Here is a 16,060-nt window from a genome sequence, read left to right as displayed (position 1 = left end):
TTGTATTCCGTAGAATACGATTTTTGCCTCATCGTTCAGTTTTCAAAGTTCGTCGTGTCGTTTTCAGCGACTTTAATATCTTAACAAGTTATCAACCCGATTGTCAACAACTTTTTTGATATTTATTTTTGTGTGTCACGACCATTCGCGGCACAAGAAGTAATATACCATGGCTTTTTGAATCGTACAAGCATTTTATTAGAAAAACATTTAAAAACTTTTATTTACCCGTTTTTCGACTCGTTTATCCTTAAATTAACTTCAAAAAGAACGCTCCGTTCCTTCTATACAGTATAGAAAGAACGGAGCTCCACTCATTAATTTTGTTGGTGACGCATCGTCGGGAAGAGTAATACATCACGAATCGATGGTGCATTCGTCAACAACATGACGAGACGATCGATTCCGATTCCAAGACCACCTGTTGGCGGCATACCGTACTCGAGTGCTTCAATGAAGTCTGTATCCATTTCATGTGCTTCGTCGTTTCCTGCTTCTTTTTCGACGAGTTGTGCTTCGAAACGTTCACGTTGATCGATTGGATCGTTCAATTCCGTAAAGGCATTCGCATGCTCACGACGGACGATGAATAATTCAAAGCGATCCGTAAAGCGTGGATCTTCTGGATTTTTCTTCGCAAGTGGTGATACTTCAACAGGATGACCATAGACGAATGTTGGTTGAACGAGTGTTTCTTCTACTTTTTGTTCAAAGAACTCATTCAAGATATGTCCCGTCGTCATGTGTGACTGGACCTCAACACCGTGTTCATGCGCTAGTTCAAGGGCGCGTTCGTTTGAAATCTGTTCAAAGAAGTCGACACCTGTCGCTTCTTTGACGAGATCGACCATGTGTGCCCGCTTCCAACCGACAGATAGATCGATGACGTCTTCTCCGTAAGTGACTTGTGTCGTACCGAGTACTTCTTGTGCGACGTGAGCGATCAGGTTCTCTGTTAAGTTCATGATGTCTTTATAATCCGCATACGCTTCATAGAGTTCGATCATCGTAAACTCTGGATTATGGCGTGTTGAGATTCCTTCATTACGGAACACACGACCGATTTCGTAGACTTTCTCAAGTCCACCGACGATCAAACGTTTCAAATGGAGCTCGATCGCAATCCGCATGTAAAGCGTCATGTCGAGTGCATTATGATGCGTGATGAACGGACGAGCCGATGCTCCACCCGCAATCGTGTGCAACATTGGTGTTTCGACTTCCAAGTATCCGAGGTTATCGAGATATTGACGAATTCCACGAATGACTTTACTCCGCGCGATGAATGTCTCACGTGATTCTTGGTTCGTAATGAGGTCGAGGTAACGCTGACGGTAACGTTGCTCGATATCTTTTAATCCGTGATATTTATCCGGAAGCGGACGTAATGCTTTTGTTAATAACGTAAATGCTGTGACGTGAACAGAGAGTTCACCAACATTCGTTTTGAACACGTATCCTTGGATCCCGACGATGTCACCTAAGTCACATGTCTTATAGATCTCATACGCCTCTTCACCAACATCATCTTTACGGACATACAACTGAATTTGACCTTGTACATCCTGAACGTTCGTAAAGCCAACCTTCCCTTTACGACGTGTTGTCATGACACGACCCGCGATGGCAACTTCCGGTTTCAGTTCAGCCAACTCTTCTTTTGTATGTTCACCAAACGATGCACGAATGCTCGCGGTATCCGTCGAACGTTCAAAACGTGCGCCGAATGGATCGAGACCTTGTTCACGCATGGCGTTCATCTTACCGAGACGCACCTGCATTTGATCGTTCATTTCCATATCCTGACTCACTGTCTTCACTCCTTTTAATAATGGTTCACGACGATTCTCTCGAATAAAAAGCTGCCGGAATGACCGACAGCCCTTTTTAGAAAACCGATACGCTCATCTTCAATGCAACTAGCGTACCACAAAACGACTCTGTCCGACTATACTTTACCTGTTAGGCATATGCTACGTCTTCTTCGAGTGTCTGCAAGTACTGCTGTAGCAGTTCAACGAGTCCCGCGTGTGTGTCGATATTGAATAAGGCATTGCGAACGCGGCCGTTCCCCTTCATTCCTTTCAAATACCAGGCGACATGTGTCCGCATTTCGCGTACGGCAAGTTCTTCTCCCTTTAGCGCGACTAGTCGTGTGGCGTGTAAGAGACAGATATCAATCTTCTCACGCGCCGTCGGTTCTGCCGGAAGCGTTCCTGATTCGAGGTACTGGATCGTCTGATACAACATCCACGGGTTTCCGAGAGCGGCCCGTCCGATCATGACACCGTCGACGCCGATCTCATCAATCATCCGTTTTGCATCTTGCGGAGTCTGAACATCTCCATTTCCGATGATCGGGATGTTGACCGCTTTTTTCGCTTCGCCAATGATGTTCCAGTCTGCGACCCCTTCATACTTTTGCGAACGCGTCCGTCCGTGGATGGCAACGGCTTTCGCACCGCCCGCTTCTGCCGCTTTGACATTATCAACACAATAGATGTGATGACTGTCCCAGCCGGTCCGCATCTTGACCGTTACCGGTTTATCGATCGCTTGCGTCACCGCATGAACCATCTCGTATACCTTATCCGGATCAAGCAACCATTTCGCTCCAGCATCGCTTTTCGTGACTTTCGGGACGGGACAGCCCATGTTGATGTCAATGATATCGGCATTCGTGTTCGCTTCGACATATCGTGCCGCTTGAACGAGTGTCTCTTTTGAACCGCCATAGATTTGAAGGCTGAGCGGTTTTTCCCGTTCATCCACGTACAGCATCTGAAGCGTTCGTTCGTTCTCGTACAAGATCCCTTTATCGCTGACCATCTCCGCACAGACGAGTCCCGCACCGAATTCCTTTGCAATTAACCGAAACGCCGGATTACAGACGCCTGCCATCGGTGCCAAGATGACTTGATTCTTCAGTTTGACATCACCAATGTGAAATTCCATTATTGTTCCTCCGCTTCTAAAAGCCCACCTAACCGTCGTACACCGTTTCGTTCTGTCTCCGGTAACTGCTGATACAACTGCTCGACACTTTGTCCAAGACCGGGTATGACGCATGTTGCTGCAAGTTCACGTAATGGTGCGAGGACGAATGCCCGCTCTTGCATCCGCGGATGCGGAACGGTTAATCCTTCGAGATCAATGCGTTCTTCCTCATACAGCAAAATATCTAAGTCAAGCGTCCGTGGTCCATTTTTGAACAGACGCTCGCGCCCTTCTAGCTGTTCGATTGCCTGCAGTCGTCCAAGCAAGACCTCTGCCTCATCCGTCGTTTGGATTGCGACGACCATATTATAGAATAAATCCTGCTCGAGATACCCGACAGGTACCGTCTCATAAATGGAAGAGGTCTTTACGTCATGAACGGACGGTAACGCTCTCAGGCGAGCAATCGCTCCTCTTAAGTGAGCCGCCTTATCGCCGATGTTCGAGCCGAGTGCAATGTAAGCTTGCTTCATGCATAATCCTCCCGAAGGCGATTGATCTCGACCGCCACATGTTCATAATGACCGGCAATCGGCGGATCTGGTTTGATGACCTTGATCGACGCTTCTTGAATTCGTTCGTCTAACGCAAAAACTGCTTTTGCAATACGATCCGCCAAGGCTTCGACGAGTTGGAGCGGTTCTCCTTCGACGACACGTTTCGTTGCTTCATACAATTCGGCGTAATTGACACTTTTCGTCAAGTCATCCGTCCGACCGGCTTCTGCCAATGCAAGTCCGATCGATAAGTCGACATTAAAGCGTTGACCGAGTTTCGTCTCTTCTGCGAATACACCGTGATATCCATAAAAACGCATGCCTGTTACATGAATTCGATCCATCGTTATTCCCCCTTCGTCGCAGCCAACATGATGTCCATCATCTGCGCTGCCCGTTTGACTTCTTTGACGTCATGCACACGCATCCAGTCACATCCTTGTTGAATCCCGTAACACACCGTCGCAATCGTCCCCTCGAGTCGTTCTTCCGTCGGTAATCCGAGCGCGAGTCCGATCATCGATTTACGGGACGTCCCGAGTAAAACCGGATACCCGAAGTCCGTTACGATCGATAGATGACGCATCAGGTACAAGTTCTCTTCATGCGTCTTCATGAATCCAATTCCCGGATCGAGCCAAATGTGCTCTTCCGCTACGCCTGCCTGTTTTGCTAACCGAATGGATTCCTCAAGGTCAGCCCGGACTTCTGCCAGCATATCTGTCCCATGCGCCGTCTCCCGGTTATGCATCAAAATGATGGGTACTTTATACTGCGCAGCAACGTTGACCATCGAACGATCGCCCCACTTCGAGCCCCAAACATCGTTGATGATGTCCGCTCCCGCTTCAATAGCAGCTTTTGCGACGACTGGTTTGTACGTATCGATCGACACGAGGACGTTCAGCTCTCGTTTGATGCGCTTAATGATCGGTAAAACACGAGCGAGTTCTTCTTCGACTGGTACGAATGCTGCACCCGGTCGTGTCGACTCTCCACCGACATCAATCGCATCTGCTCCGTCCGCAACGAGCTGACGCGCTTGCCGCATCGCTTGTTCGACATCGACATATTGTCCACCGTCTGAAAAGGAGTCCGGTGTCACGTTCAAGATACCCATGATGTAAGTCATCGTTGTTCCCTCCTTGTCGTCACCTGTTCGACGGATTGATCGAACAGCGTCATGATTTGTGCATATCCTGTTCCGTTGATTCCAGGGAAAGGGCGTCCGTCAAGTGACGAAATCGCGACCGCTTCCTGAACGGAATTCGTATAGATGATCTCATCTGCTTCTTCGAGCTGCGGTAAATAAGCCAAGCGTTCTTCGACCGGTACATGTTGCATGAGAAACTGACGGGTAATCCCGTTCAGTGCACCGGTTTCAAGCGGTGACGTATACCATGTACTTCCGTAACGCCAAAAGATGTTTGACGTAATGCCCTCACAGACATGACCTTCCTTCGTTAAAAACAGCCCTTCTGCTTCTGGATTGAACAATTGTCGTTTCGCCACTAGATTGTTCATGTAATGATGTGACTTCAAGCGGTAAGTCGTCTCCGGCGTACTGCGCGGTAAACGAATCGTCTCGAGTGCACGTTCCGCCCGTTTTCGCGGAGCGATTGGTTTCGCATAGATCAACACGGTCGGCGTGTCGTAAGGATCGATTGATAACCCGATCTCGCGTGGACCAGCCGAGACGTTCAACCGAATGTATAAATCGTTCGCCCCATATGCTGCATATAAATCTTGGATCGCTTGCCGTAAGACTTCCCGATCATATGCTAGCTGGATTCCGAGTGCGACACAACTCATCCGTAAGCGTTCAATATGATCATCGAACAAAAACGGATGTCCGTTATATGTCCGAAACGTCTCGAATACACCCATCCCGTAGACGAATCCGTGATCGAGCGGGGAGATGCGTACTTCTTCTTCTCGTTTAATGGTTCCGTCATGCCAGAGATACATAATGCGTCAACTCCAAGAAATTTTTTAACATCTGCTTCCCGTCTCGCGTCAAAATCGCTTCCGGATGGAACTGGACACCGAGAATCGGCAACGTCCGGTGACGGAGTGCCATGATCTCTCCACCGGCTTCCGCCGTCACTTCGAGCACTTCCGGGAATGTCTCGCGTTCAACGACGAGCGAGTGATAACGTGTCACCGGCGTCGCTTGTGGGATCCGTTCAAAGATGCCTTGTCCGTCATGCGTCAGTGGCGAGACTTTTCCGTGCATCAATTCCTTCGCGCGGACGACTTTACCACCGAATACTTGCCCAATCGCTTGATGACCTAAGCAGACCCCTAGTATCGGTACCTTCCCAGCAAAATAAGCAATCGCTTCTAGACTGATCCCCGCTTCATTCGGTGTACAGGGGCCCGGTGAGATGACCAGATGATCCGGTTGCAATGCTTCGATTTCCGCAAGCGTGATCGCGTCGTTGCGAAATACCCGGATGTCTTGTCCGAGTTCACCGAAATATTGGACTAAGTTATACGTAAAGGAATCATAGTTATCAATCAATACAATCATTGCGTTCCCTCCGCTGTTTCTTTTGTCACCCATAACGCTTTTGCTTTACTAAGTGACTCTTCGTATTCACGTGCTGCGTCCGAGTCCGTAACGACTCCAGCACCTGCTTGGACATATGCCATCCCGTCTTTTGCGACGAGTGTCCGGATCAAGATGTTGAAAATGGCATCATCCGCCCAACTGATGAAACCAAGCGACCCAGTATAGATGCCGCGCCGGACCGGTTCCAGTTCTTCAATGATTTCCATCGTCCGGATTTTTGGTGCGCCAGTGATCGTACCACCTGGGAACATCGCAGCAAGCACCTGACTCCCCGAGTGTTCCGGAGCTACTTCCCCTCTGACGTTTGAGACGATGTGTTGTACGTGCGAGTATTTCTCGATCACCATCAGCTCATCGACATGAACCGTACCATAACGACTGACGCGACCTAAATCATTCCGCTCTAAATCAACGAGCATCACATGCTCTGCCCGTTCTTTTTCATTATCGAGTAAGGTTTTCGCAAGTCGTAAATCCTCCGCTTCATCCTTCCCGCGCGGCCGTGTTCCGGCAATCGGACGTGTCGCTAATGCATCGCCGATTTTTTCGACGAGCAACTCGGGTGAGGCGGACACGAGTGTTAAATCTTCATCCGCAAAGTAACCCATGTATGGAGAAGGATTGACTTGTCGTAATACATCATACAAATGTTCCGCTGTCGTCCCAAGCGGCTCTTGTTGACGTACGGACAAATTAACTTGGAAAACGTCACCGTCCTCAATATACGATTTAATCCGGTGTGCCGCTGTCATGAACGCTTCCTGCCCGAAAGCCCGTTCCCGCTCACCGGACGAACCGGTCGCTGTAAATTGAGGTGCACCCGTCTCGATGCACCAACGCGCGACTTCCGTTTCAAGAACTCGCTCTGCTTCTTCTGCCGTGTCTCGTGTCACGGCAATGAACAACTGCTTCGTTTCCTCGTCAAACACGGCGACTTCATCGTACCAGTAAAATGACAGCTCCGGCGTTTGCAAATCATCCATCGCTCGTTCCGGTAGTTTTTCTAAATAACGGACGGCATCATAACTGACGTATCCGGCAAATCCACCAAAGAATGGTGGCATACCATCCGGTCGGACTGATTCACGGTCGACGCGAAGTCGTTCGAGTACATCAAACGGATTCGCCGTCGATGTCTCGACTTTTCCATCTGTCTCAATCGTCGTCGTTCCGTCCTTTGTCCGGACGTATCCGACAGGACGAGTCGCCGCCATCGTATACCGCCCGATTCGTCCGCTTTCGAGCCAGACGTGTCCCGTTGTGCCATTCGTCTGTTCAACATATCGATTGTAAAATTGTTCTTTCGTCCATGGTACTGCTTTAAACTTCGTCTGTCGCATACGCGTCCCCCACTTCACACTATTCTGCTCTCATTATACGCAAAAAAGTACACGGAAGCCGAATGACTTCCGTGTACGTATAGTTGATTACTTCGATTGGTCTGCTTCTTCCTCGACTTGATACAGCGGTGTACTTAAGTACCGCTCCCCATTCGAAGGAATGATCGCGAGCACGTTTTTCCCTTTACCGAGACGTTTCGCTGTCTTGAGCGCTGCGGCGATCGCAGCACCTGATGAGATACCGCCTAAGACACCATTCGTCTTCGCTGCTCGGCGAGCGTGATCGAATGCTTCTTCCGTCGTGATTTGCTCGACACCATCATAAATGTCTGTATCGAGAATCGACGGTACGAATCCAGCACCGATGCCTTGCAGTTTGTGTGGTCCCGGCTTACCACCTGATAAGACCGGTGAATCTGTTGGTTCGACGGCAATGATCTCAATCCCTTGGAAAGCATCGCGTAACACTTTACCAGCACCGGTGATCGTTCCACCTGTTCCGATTCCCGCAATGAACGCATCGAGTTGCATGCCTTCGAACGCTTCGACGATTTCAGGACCTGTCGTTTTTTCATGGACGACTGGATTGGCACCGTTGTTAAATTGTTGCGGCATGAAGTAACCGTGTTCTTCTGCTTCCGCTGTCGCGCGAGCGATCGCACCCTTCATCCCTTCAGGACCTGGCGTCAGAATCAATTCCGCACCATAGGCGCGAAGCAACGTCCGGCGCTCCATGCTCATCGTTTCCGGCATGACGAGGATGGCGCGGTATCCTTTCGCCGAAGCGACCATCGCTAGTCCGATTCCTGTGTTTCCACTCGTCGGCTCGATGATCGTGTCTCCTTCTTTCAGTTGACCCGCTTCTTCTGCGGCCTCAATCATGGATAGCGCGATCCGGTCTTTTACGCTTGATCCAGGGTTCATGTACTCCAATTTCAGATACACATCTGCATCCTCAGGACCCGTTAGATGATGTAACTTGACGATCGGTGTCCGACCGACTAAATCTAATACTGAATTCGCAATACGCATGACCATTCCTCCTCATTAGTGAACCGCTTGAATTCCAAGTAATCCGATAAACTAATTATCAGCGGATTGGATGAAATCTGTCAATCAAAGCGTTTGACTTCCGGCTTTTTTCCATCCTTCGTCTGGCGTTCGACCGCTTCTTGAATCAAACGATCAATCGTCTGTTTTTCCTGTTCCGTTCGCATCGTCTGATAGACCATCGCGCGCGTGATTTTCTCATCACCGACTTCGGCGACGACATCCTCGAGCGGACCACCGATGCTGTCTTGAACGATTTTAGGAGAATCGACCTTCGGGAGCTCACCCATGAAGGCGTAAGCACCGGTCATGAAATTCGTCAACATTAAGATGAAGATCAACATCCACAAGTACTTAGGTTGTACATTCCCCATATTCGATCCCTCTTATGCTCTTTCGAGTGATTTTTCGCGAAGTTCCTCTAATTCCGGAACATCATAGTGATAATGTTCTGAACAGAAGTGACAAACAGCTTCCGCACCACCATCTTCATCAATCATCGCTTGAATCTCATCTGGTCCAAGAGCGATGATCGCTGTCGCTAATTTGTCACGGTCACACGTACATTCGAATGATACTGGAATCGTATCAAGATGTTCATAGTCACCGAGAACGAGTTCTAACATTTCTTCCGGTGTTTTTTCCTCACCGACGAGAATCGAGATCGGTTTTAGGGCTCCAACACGTTTTTCGAGTGCTGCAATCGTCTCTTCCGATGCACCTGGCATCAATTGAACGATCAAGCCACCTGCTGCAATGACTGATTCGTCTTCTGGATAAACGAGAACGCCAGCCCCAACGACCGATGGGCTTTGTTCCGATACAGCGAAGTAATACGTGAAGTCTTCGCTGATCTCACCTGTTTGAATCGGCGATTGACCACCGACGAAGTCACGCAACCCGAGGTCTTTGATGACAGAGATGTTTCCGCGACCGACCGCTTCACCGACTTTTAGTTTCGTCAGACCATCTGCATTGACATACGTATCCATCTCGACGCGGGGACGACTCACATATCCACGTACGACACCTTTTGCGTCGGCATCGACGATGATTTTCCCAATCGGTCCATCGCCTTCGACTTTTAATGTGACACGTGTATCGCCTTTTTGCATCGTACCCATCATTGCACCGATCGTCAGTGTCCGACCGAGCGCTGCTGTGACGACAGGTGTCGTCTGGTGGCGCAGTTGTGCTTCATAGACCGTCTTCGTCGAACGGATCGCAAACGCACGGACTTCTCCATTGAAGCCTAACGCCCGTACTAAATAGTCGTCTTTTAATTGTGCTAATAATTCTTCACGTTTCATCTTGATTCCCTCACTTATTTCGTTCGTAGATAATCCGTAATCCATCTAACGTCAAGAATGGATCGACGACCTCAATCATCGTGGATTCCTCGCTGATTAATCGGGCTAAGCCGCCGGTCGCAATGACCTTCGCTTCTCCCATTTCTTCTTTCATCCGGTGAACGAGTCCGTCCACCTGTGCCACATATCCGAAATAGGTCCCCGACTGCATCGCATGGATCGTATTCCTTCCGATGGCTGACTGCGGTTTCGCGATTTCGATTCGCGGTAATTTTGCTGCCTTATTATAGAGTGCCTCGGTTGCAACCATCACACCGGGTGAGATGATGCCGCCGTAGTACCGTTTTTGTGCATCGATGTAACAATACGTCGTCGCTGTTCCGAAATCGACGATGATCATCGGTCCCTCGTATTTCGCCGTCGCCGCTACTGCGTTGACGATTCGATCGGCTCCCACTTCTCGTGGATTATCGACTTTTAAATCAAGTCCTGTCTTGATTCCTGGTCCAATCAAGAACGGACGGCGTTTAAAGTAACGCACACACATATTTTCTAGTGGAAACACGACGGGGGGTACGACAGATGATAACACGATTCCCTCGATTTCTTCCACGTTTAGCTCTGCGTCACGGAACAACGCTTTGACAAGCATACCGTATTCGTCCGTAGTCCGTGTCCGGTCTGTCGCAATCCGCCAATGCTCAATCAACTCTTGTCCTTGATAGACACCTAAGACGATATTCGTATTTCCGACATCGATGACTAAAATCATTTGCTTATTTCCCCGCTTCTTCTCAATTTTCATGCTTCTATTGTATTCCGTTGTTTCACGATCGGAACTATATACGTTGTGATTATACCATGCTCGTATGGTCACACCTACCGATGTGTATTCGCTCGGTCTGCCACAAAAAAGAACGGATTCGATATCAATCGAATCCGTTCCATCCGTTTACACTTGATCGTCGCGACGCGGCGTATCTGGTGTATCCGTATCTACATTTTTCCCTTCGTCAACGACTGAACCCATTTGCGTTGGAGACTCTGTCGGTTGATCAACAGTTGCATCTGTCGATTCCGGTGCTTTCTCTTCTGCTTTTGGAGTCGTTGCTTCTGGTTCATGTTTTTTGTATTCGCCTGTCTCTAGGAGATGGTGAATTTGTTTTTGATCGAGTGTTTCGACTTCAAGCAACGTCGTTGCAATCAAGTCGAGCTGATCGCGCTTCTCAGTCAGGATATCTTTCGCTTTTTGGTAACAGCGGTTGATGATCGCTTGGATTTCCGTATCGATCTCGTGTGCGATTGCATCCGAGTAATTCTGTTCGTTTTGGAAATCACGGCCGAGGAAGACGTTACCGCTTTGACCTGATCCGAATTGAAGTGGTCCGAGTTTTTCACTCATCCCGAACTCCATGACCATTTTCCGTGCAAGACCTGTCGCACGCTGGAAGTCATTGCTTGCCCCAGTCGAGACTTCTCCGAAGACGATGTCCTCTGCGACGCGACCACCGAGCAATCCAGTAATCTTATCTTCGAGTTCCGGCTTCGTCATGAAGTAACGATCTTCTTTTGGCAACATGACGACATATCCGCCCGCGTTTCCGCGAGGAACGATCGTTACCTTGTGTACTTCATCCGCATCGTCGAGCGTGACACCGATGATCGTATGTCCAGCTTCGTGCCATGCGACGATCTTTTTCTCTTTCGGCGAGATGATCCGGCTCTTCTTCGCTGGTCCAGCAATGACGCGGTCAATCGCTTCTTCGAGGTCAACGATTGAGACTTTATCACGATCTGCCCGAGCGGCAACAAGTGCTGCTTCGTTTAGAAGGTTTTCAAGATCCGCACCTGAGAATCCAGGTGTTCGTTGTGCGATGGCTTTCAAATCAACCGTTGAATCAAGCGGTTTGTTCCGCGCGTGAACTTTCAAGACTGCTTCACGACCGATGACATCTGGACGATCAACCGTGATTTGACGGTCAAAACGACCTGGACGGAGTAAGGCTGGGTCAAGAATATCAGCACGGTTCGTTGCTGCGATCATGATGATGCCTTCGTTTTCACTGAATCCATCCATCTCGACGAGAAGTTGGTTCAATGTCTGCTCACGCTCATCGTGTCCACCACCGAGACCTGCGCCCCGTTGACGACCAACAGCATCGATTTCATCGATGAAGATGATACATGGTGCATTTTTCTTTGCGTTTTCGAACAAGTCACGGACACGTGATGCCCCGACACCGACGAACATCTCAACGAAGTCAGAACCTGAAATCGAGAAGAATGGTACGCCAGCTTCACCAGCTGCGGCACGTGCGAGCAACGTTTTACCTGTACCTGGAGGACCTACGAGGAGGACCCCTTTCGGAATACGGGCACCGAGCTTCGCGAATTTACGCGGATCTTTCAAGAATTCAACGACTTCGACGAGTTCTTGTTTCTCTTCGTCTGCACCGGCTACATCATCAAACGTAATCTTTTTCTTCTCTGTATCATAGAGGCGTGCCTTCGATTTCCCGAAGTTCATGACGCGACCGCCACCACCGCCACCTTGTGCTTGATTAATCAAGAAGAAGAAGAGGATGAAGATGATGATGAATGGAACGATCGTCGTCAGTAACGCGATCCAACCACCATTCGTTTCTGCTGCCTTAAAGTCCAATTTGACTCCTTGGCTTCTGAGTTGCGTATAGAGATCCGTTAGTTCCGTATCAACAGCCGGTACGACCGTCTCATACGTTGAATCTTTTTCACGCAAATCTCCTGTCACATTATACGTCTGCCCTTCATATTGGAAGGTAGCCGTCTTGATTTCACCTTTTTCAACAGACTCGACAAACTGTGTGTAATTGATTTCTTTGCTTTTGTTCACTGGACTCTGCAAGTATTGCAGAAACAAGATCAAAGCTAGAAAAATGACCCCAAACACGAGGGTATTCTTCACTGCTCGGTTCATCTTATGCCTCCTCTCCGCATCCATCTCGTTTTTCTAGTGGATGAATACGAATCCTGGCGCGACAGGGCGCGCTTTGTAATTGGTTTCATCTTATCATGGGACAGACGAGATTAAAAATAATTAGCCGCCGTAGACTGCAGGTTTCAAGACACCTACATACGGAAGGTTACGGTATTTCTCTTCGTAATCCAGACCATAACCGACGACGAATTCGTGTGGAATGACGAAGCCGCTGTAATCTGCGTGCAAGTCATTCTTCCGTCCTGTTGGTTTGTCGAGCAACGTCACGATCTTAACGGACTTCGCTTTCCGGTACTTGAAGAGGTCGACGAGGTAGCCAAGCGTTAATCCGCTGTCGATGATATCTTCGACAATCAAGATGTCGCGTCCTTCTACCGATGTGTTCAAATCTTTTTCAATCTTGACTTCACCTGTTGATGTTGTCCCACCGTGATACGTTGAAACGTCCATGAAGTCCATTTCAAGGTGCATATCCATCTTTTTCACAAGATCAGACATGAACGGCATTGCGCCTTTTAAGACACACACAAGCAACGGAAAACGATCGTGATAATCCGCTGTCAATTCGCCGGCGAGTTCGCCCACTTTATTTTGGATCTCTTCTTCTGAAATCAGTACTTTTTCCATATCGTTCATCAAGGTCATGCTAGGTATTCCTCCTCCATAATAAACACTACATTACCATTCTATCATTAAATAAGATTTTGCGAGGAGTTCAAATGACCCGAATATTGCAATTCGATGTCCAATGACGGCTAAAATCACTCCATTTGCATCGACGACGACCGGAACCTGCTCCCGGAGATAACGCGGAACCTTAGCATCAATCAGAATTCGACTGACTTTTTTCGAACCTACAGCAAGCTGAATCCGATCTCCTGGACGTGGCGGACGCACCGTCAATGGGAACGCAATCGCGTCCAGCGGGATACCTTGGTTTCCGATTGAGAAGCGAACCATTTGTTCACCATAATGATACGTTCCCAAATTCTCCCCTACTTGAAACGATAAATCGTCATTCATTGACCGTATCACACGATCCTGCATCAAAAAGCCATATGCACGTCGCATCCTCCAGTTTCCATAATACACTTCGTCCGAGCCCTTATCCACCCGAAGCCATGTAACAAAGTGACGAATCGTTTCTGAAGAAAACGTTTCTCCTGTTAGTGTCGGCAAGACAAGCCGCTGTAAATCCGTCGGTAATTCTAAAATCCGTGCGATCGGAACTCCGTTCGCCTCCTTACACCGGTCGAGATACGTCGCGACGAATGTCGCCTGCTCACGCATGATTTGCTGTCGCGCATGTGCTGCCGCTGCTGTTGCTTGTTCAAACTCCGGACGAATTTCTCGGAGTGGCGGAACAATCGTATGCCGGATTTGATTGCGCAAATAAGTAGTTTCTGCATTTGACGCATCTTCTCTCCACGGGACTTCATGTTGCAACGCATACTCAAGCAACATTTGCTTCGATTCATGTAGCAACGGTCGATGCAACCAACCGTTACCAAACGGACGAACGACGGGAATACCATCAACTTGCGCTTCTCCACGAATGAGCTGAATGAGCAGCGTCTCGATTTGATCGTCTTGATGATGAGCGAGAATCAGACGCGAGCGCCCGGTCTCTTCCATGATTCGTTCAAAAAACGCATATCTCTCTTCGCGACAAGCTGCTTGAGAGCTCGTACGTCCGGTCCAGTCTAAACGTGTCATGAAAAAGGATATCTTTCGGGACGTTGCCCACTCCTTAATAAAGCGCGCTTCTTCGTCGGATGCTTCTCGTAATCCATGATGTACATGCGCAATCGCGATATCGTAGCCCTCTTTGTACAACCGATCAACGAGTACCATCGAATCACAACCTCCCGACACACCTACTAAAAGTGGTTCGAACGGCACACCTTCCATAACGATTTCCCCCTTTCCGTTAAAACCTAAAAAAAGCTATCTCTATATAATAGAGATAGCTTTTGAGAATGACCCGTACGGGATTCGAACCCGTGTTACCGCCGTGAAAGGGCGGTGTCTTAACCGCTTGACCAACGGGCCAAAAAAATATGGTAGCGGCGGAGGGAGTCGAACCCACGACCTCACGGGTATGAACCGTACGCTCTAGCCAGCTGAGCTACACCGCCATATTTTTAACTCGTGCGTCTTAAGCACATTTTCTATAATACGGGCAGGTCAAATGAAAGTCAACGCTTTTTCTAAAAATAATTTCAAAAAAATAAAAGATGGAATGAGCGGCGTCATTCCATCTCTATTCTTATAAAGAACAGGTCAGCAAGTTATTGACGTTTTGCGCCGCGTCCGCCACGTTTTGAATCCGTTTGACGTTTCAATGTAGCAAGACGATCTTCACTATCTTTCAGGAAACTAGACATCAGCGTATCGAACGATTGTTCTTTGCGCGGTGGTGGTGTACCACGGCCGCCTTTGTTGAAGCCTCCACGGTTACCGCCTCCACGTGGTCCTTTGTTATCGAACGAACGTGGTCCACGATCTTGTCCTGCTGGACGCGGTCCACGGTCGAACTGACGTGCAGGACGAGGGCGTTCGCCTTCTGGACGATCGACGGCTTTTTTGATGGAAAGACCGATCTTACCATCGTTTTCAACACTTAAGACTTTGACGGTGATTTCTTGACCAACCGTCAACACATCATTGATGTCTTTAACGTAAGAATCTGCCACTTCACTGATGTGAACAAGACCAGTTTTCCCTGTTGGTAACTCAACGAACGCTCCGAAATTCGTGATGCCTGTTACTTTCCCTTGCACTTTGCTGCCTACTTCAATCGACATAAATTGTATTGCTCCTTTTTAGTTGATTCGTTTCTTATTATACGAGTGATTCATTCTTTTTTCAATCAATCGGCAACCTTCAATTAGTCTTCCGGTGAAAAGTAGAAGATCGTTTCCCCTTTTTTCGAATAGAGCAACTCGCTTCGAGCTAAGTTCGCTACATACTCTTTATCATTGAGGCGATTGATTTCTTCCTTCAGACGGGCGGTCTCTTTTTTTGCTTTCGTCTGCTCTTGTTCGGCGACTTGAAACGACTGCTTTTGTTCAGCGATCAATTGCCGTTTTTCCATGTATGACCACCCCATGAGGGAAAAGATGAGCAAAAAGACGGTCAGACACAAGAAAAAGCGATTCTTGAGACGTCGACGATTTTCGATGGCATTCTGACTCAACTGCTTCTTACGGTCATTGAGCGGCTTGATCTTTGGCGCTGGACGCCCTGATTCGAGCGGTGTTGGCATATCATCCCTCCTCTTTCTGAGTGGTCATCCCTGACACTCTTTAGTA

Annotated in this window: 17 protein-coding genes and 2 tRNA genes; all 19 read right to left on the bottom strand. The window is 48.5% G+C overall.

Features of this window, described 5'->3' with window-relative positions:
* Positions 1-317: 317 nt before the first annotated feature.
* A complete protein-coding gene (lysS, locus tag ITJ88_RS16155; protein WP_087682563.1) occupies positions 318-1,799 on the bottom strand; it encodes a lysine--tRNA ligase in 1,482 nt (493 codons plus the stop codon).
* Between the two features lie 163 nt (positions 1,800-1,962).
* Positions 1,963-2,955 carry a tRNA dihydrouridine synthase DusB gene (gene dusB / locus ITJ88_RS16150; RefSeq protein ID WP_195866276.1) on the bottom strand — a complete coding sequence of 331 codons (993 nt, stop codon included), beginning with the start codon at positions 2,953-2,955 and terminating at the stop codon, positions 1,963-1,965.
* Positions 2,955-3,470: a 2-amino-4-hydroxy-6-hydroxymethyldihydropteridine diphosphokinase gene (gene folK, locus ITJ88_RS16145; protein WP_195866275.1), complete on the bottom strand. Its 516-nt coding sequence runs from the start codon at positions 3,468-3,470 to the stop codon at positions 2,955-2,957. The genes dusB and folK overlap by 1 nt, the downstream gene beginning before the upstream one ends.
* On the bottom strand, positions 3,467-3,838 hold the full coding sequence (gene folB, locus ITJ88_RS16140) for a dihydroneopterin aldolase (RefSeq protein WP_023466572.1): 372 nt from the start codon (positions 3,836-3,838) through the stop codon (positions 3,467-3,469). The genes folK and folB overlap by 4 nt, the downstream gene beginning before the upstream one ends.
* A 2-nt stretch (positions 3,839-3,840) precedes the next feature.
* On the bottom strand, positions 3,841-4,626 hold the full coding sequence (gene folP / locus ITJ88_RS16135; RefSeq protein WP_195866274.1) for a dihydropteroate synthase: 786 nt from the start codon (positions 4,624-4,626) through the stop codon (positions 3,841-3,843).
* Positions 4,623-5,462: an aminotransferase class IV gene (locus ITJ88_RS16130; protein ID WP_195866273.1), complete on the bottom strand. Its 840-nt coding sequence runs from the start codon at positions 5,460-5,462 to the stop codon at positions 4,623-4,625. Before ITJ88_RS16130 ends, folP begins: the two co-directional genes overlap by 4 nt.
* Positions 5,446-6,027: an anthranilate synthase component II gene (locus ITJ88_RS16125; protein ID WP_029343065.1), complete on the bottom strand. Its 582-nt coding sequence runs from the start codon at positions 6,025-6,027 to the stop codon at positions 5,446-5,448. The genes ITJ88_RS16130 and ITJ88_RS16125 overlap by 17 nt, the downstream gene beginning before the upstream one ends.
* Positions 6,024-7,409, bottom strand: coding sequence for an anthranilate synthase component I family protein (locus ITJ88_RS16120; protein WP_195866272.1), 1,386 nt, complete (start codon positions 7,407-7,409; stop codon positions 6,024-6,026). Before ITJ88_RS16120 ends, ITJ88_RS16125 begins: the two co-directional genes overlap by 4 nt.
* A gap of 87 nt (positions 7,410-7,496) precedes the next feature.
* Positions 7,497-8,441, bottom strand: coding sequence for a cysteine synthase A (cysK, locus tag ITJ88_RS16115; protein ID WP_195866271.1), 945 nt, complete (start codon positions 8,439-8,441; stop codon positions 7,497-7,499).
* An 80-nt stretch (positions 8,442-8,521) separates the two neighbouring features.
* On the bottom strand, positions 8,522-8,833 hold the full coding sequence (locus ITJ88_RS16110) for a SurA N-terminal domain-containing protein (RefSeq protein WP_023466564.1): 312 nt from the start codon (positions 8,831-8,833) through the stop codon (positions 8,522-8,524).
* Positions 8,834-8,845: 12 nt separating this feature from the next.
* Positions 8,846-9,769: an Hsp33 family molecular chaperone HslO gene (gene hslO, locus ITJ88_RS16105; RefSeq protein WP_023466563.1), complete on the bottom strand. Its 924-nt coding sequence runs from the start codon at positions 9,767-9,769 to the stop codon at positions 8,846-8,848.
* A 10-nt stretch (positions 9,770-9,779) separates the two neighbouring features.
* A complete protein-coding gene (locus tag ITJ88_RS16100; protein WP_029343061.1) occupies positions 9,780-10,541 on the bottom strand; it encodes a type III pantothenate kinase in 762 nt (253 codons plus the stop codon).
* Positions 10,542-10,721: 180 nt separating this feature from the next.
* A complete protein-coding gene (ftsH, locus tag ITJ88_RS16095) occupies positions 10,722-12,725 on the bottom strand; it encodes an ATP-dependent zinc metalloprotease FtsH (RefSeq protein ID WP_195866270.1) in 2,004 nt (667 codons plus the stop codon).
* A 120-nt stretch (positions 12,726-12,845) separates the two neighbouring features.
* Positions 12,846-13,391 carry a hypoxanthine phosphoribosyltransferase gene (hpt, locus tag ITJ88_RS16090; protein ID WP_023466560.1) on the bottom strand — a complete coding sequence of 182 codons (546 nt, stop codon included), beginning with the start codon at positions 13,389-13,391 and terminating at the stop codon, positions 12,846-12,848.
* Positions 13,392-13,424: 33 nt separating this feature from the next.
* Positions 13,425-14,657, bottom strand: a complete 1,233-nt coding sequence (gene tilS / locus ITJ88_RS16085; protein ID WP_195866269.1) for a tRNA lysidine(34) synthetase TilS — start codon at positions 14,655-14,657, stop codon at positions 13,425-13,427.
* Positions 14,658-14,726: 69 nt separating this feature from the next.
* Positions 14,727-14,798: transfer RNA gene (locus ITJ88_RS16080), tRNA-Glu, on the bottom strand.
* Positions 14,799-14,807: 9 nt separating this feature from the next.
* Positions 14,808-14,884 (bottom strand) — tRNA-Met (locus ITJ88_RS16075).
* 153 nt (positions 14,885-15,037) lie between these two features.
* Complete coding sequence (locus ITJ88_RS16070; RefSeq protein ID WP_023466558.1) at positions 15,038-15,553, bottom strand: S1 domain-containing RNA-binding protein; 516 nt, start codon at positions 15,551-15,553, stop codon at positions 15,038-15,040.
* 83 nt (positions 15,554-15,636) lie between these two features.
* Positions 15,637-16,014, bottom strand: coding sequence for an FtsB family cell division protein (locus ITJ88_RS16065; RefSeq protein ID WP_023466557.1), 378 nt, complete (start codon positions 16,012-16,014; stop codon positions 15,637-15,639).
* Positions 16,015-16,060: the final 46 nt, after the last annotated feature.

Source organism: Exiguobacterium abrahamii, assembly GCF_015645365.1.
GTDB classification, from domain to species: Bacteria; Bacillota; Bacilli; order Exiguobacteriales; family Exiguobacteriaceae; genus Exiguobacterium_A; species Exiguobacterium_A abrahamii.
Note: the sequence above shows the minus strand (reverse complement) of the source record. Positions and strands in the feature narration are given on the sequence as shown.

Coding starts and splice junctions, on each gene's coding strand:
- dusB (WP_195866276.1), bottom strand. CDS start 2,955: ATGGAATTTCACATTGGTGATGTCAAACTGAAGAATCAAGTCATCTTG.
- ITJ88_RS16125 (WP_029343065.1), bottom strand. CDS start 6,027: ATGATTGTATTGATTGATAACTATGATTCCTTTACGTATAACTTAGTC.
- folK (WP_195866275.1), bottom strand. CDS start 3,470: ATGAAGCAAGCTTACATTGCACTCGGCTCGAACATCGGCGATAAGGCG.
- folP (WP_195866274.1), bottom strand. CDS start 4,626: ATGACTTACATCATGGGTATCTTGAACGTGACACCGGACTCCTTTTCA.
- lysS (WP_087682563.1), bottom strand. CDS start 1,799: ATGGAAATGAACGATCAAATGCAGGTGCGTCTCGGTAAGATGAACGCC.
- ITJ88_RS16120 (WP_195866272.1), bottom strand. CDS start 7,409: ATGCGACAGACGAAGTTTAAAGCAGTACCATGGACGAAAGAACAATTT.
- ITJ88_RS16100 (WP_029343061.1), bottom strand. CDS start 10,541: ATGATTTTAGTCATCGATGTCGGAAATACGAATATCGTCTTAGGTGTC.
- ITJ88_RS16065 (WP_023466557.1), bottom strand. CDS start 16,014: ATGCCAACACCGCTCGAATCAGGGCGTCCAGCGCCAAAGATCAAGCCG.
- hslO (WP_023466563.1), bottom strand. CDS start 9,769: ATGAAACGTGAAGAATTATTAGCACAATTAAAAGACGACTATTTAGTA.
- tilS (WP_195866269.1), bottom strand. CDS start 14,657: ATGGAAGGTGTGCCGTTCGAACCACTTTTAGTAGGTGTGTCGGGAGGT.
- folB (WP_023466572.1), bottom strand. CDS start 3,838: ATGGATCGAATTCATGTAACAGGCATGCGTTTTTATGGATATCACGGT.
- ITJ88_RS16070 (WP_023466558.1), bottom strand. CDS start 15,553: ATGTCGATTGAAGTAGGCAGCAAAGTGCAAGGGAAAGTAACAGGCATC.
- cysK (WP_195866271.1), bottom strand. CDS start 8,441: ATGCGTATTGCGAATTCAGTATTAGATTTAGTCGGTCGGACACCGATC.
- hpt (WP_023466560.1), bottom strand. CDS start 13,391: ATGACCTTGATGAACGATATGGAAAAAGTACTGATTTCAGAAGAAGAG.
- ITJ88_RS16130 (WP_195866273.1), bottom strand. CDS start 5,462: ATGTATCTCTGGCATGACGGAACCATTAAACGAGAAGAAGAAGTACGC.
- ftsH (WP_195866270.1), bottom strand. CDS start 12,725: ATGAACCGAGCAGTGAAGAATACCCTCGTGTTTGGGGTCATTTTTCTA.
- ITJ88_RS16110 (WP_023466564.1), bottom strand. CDS start 8,833: ATGGGGAATGTACAACCTAAGTACTTGTGGATGTTGATCTTCATCTTA.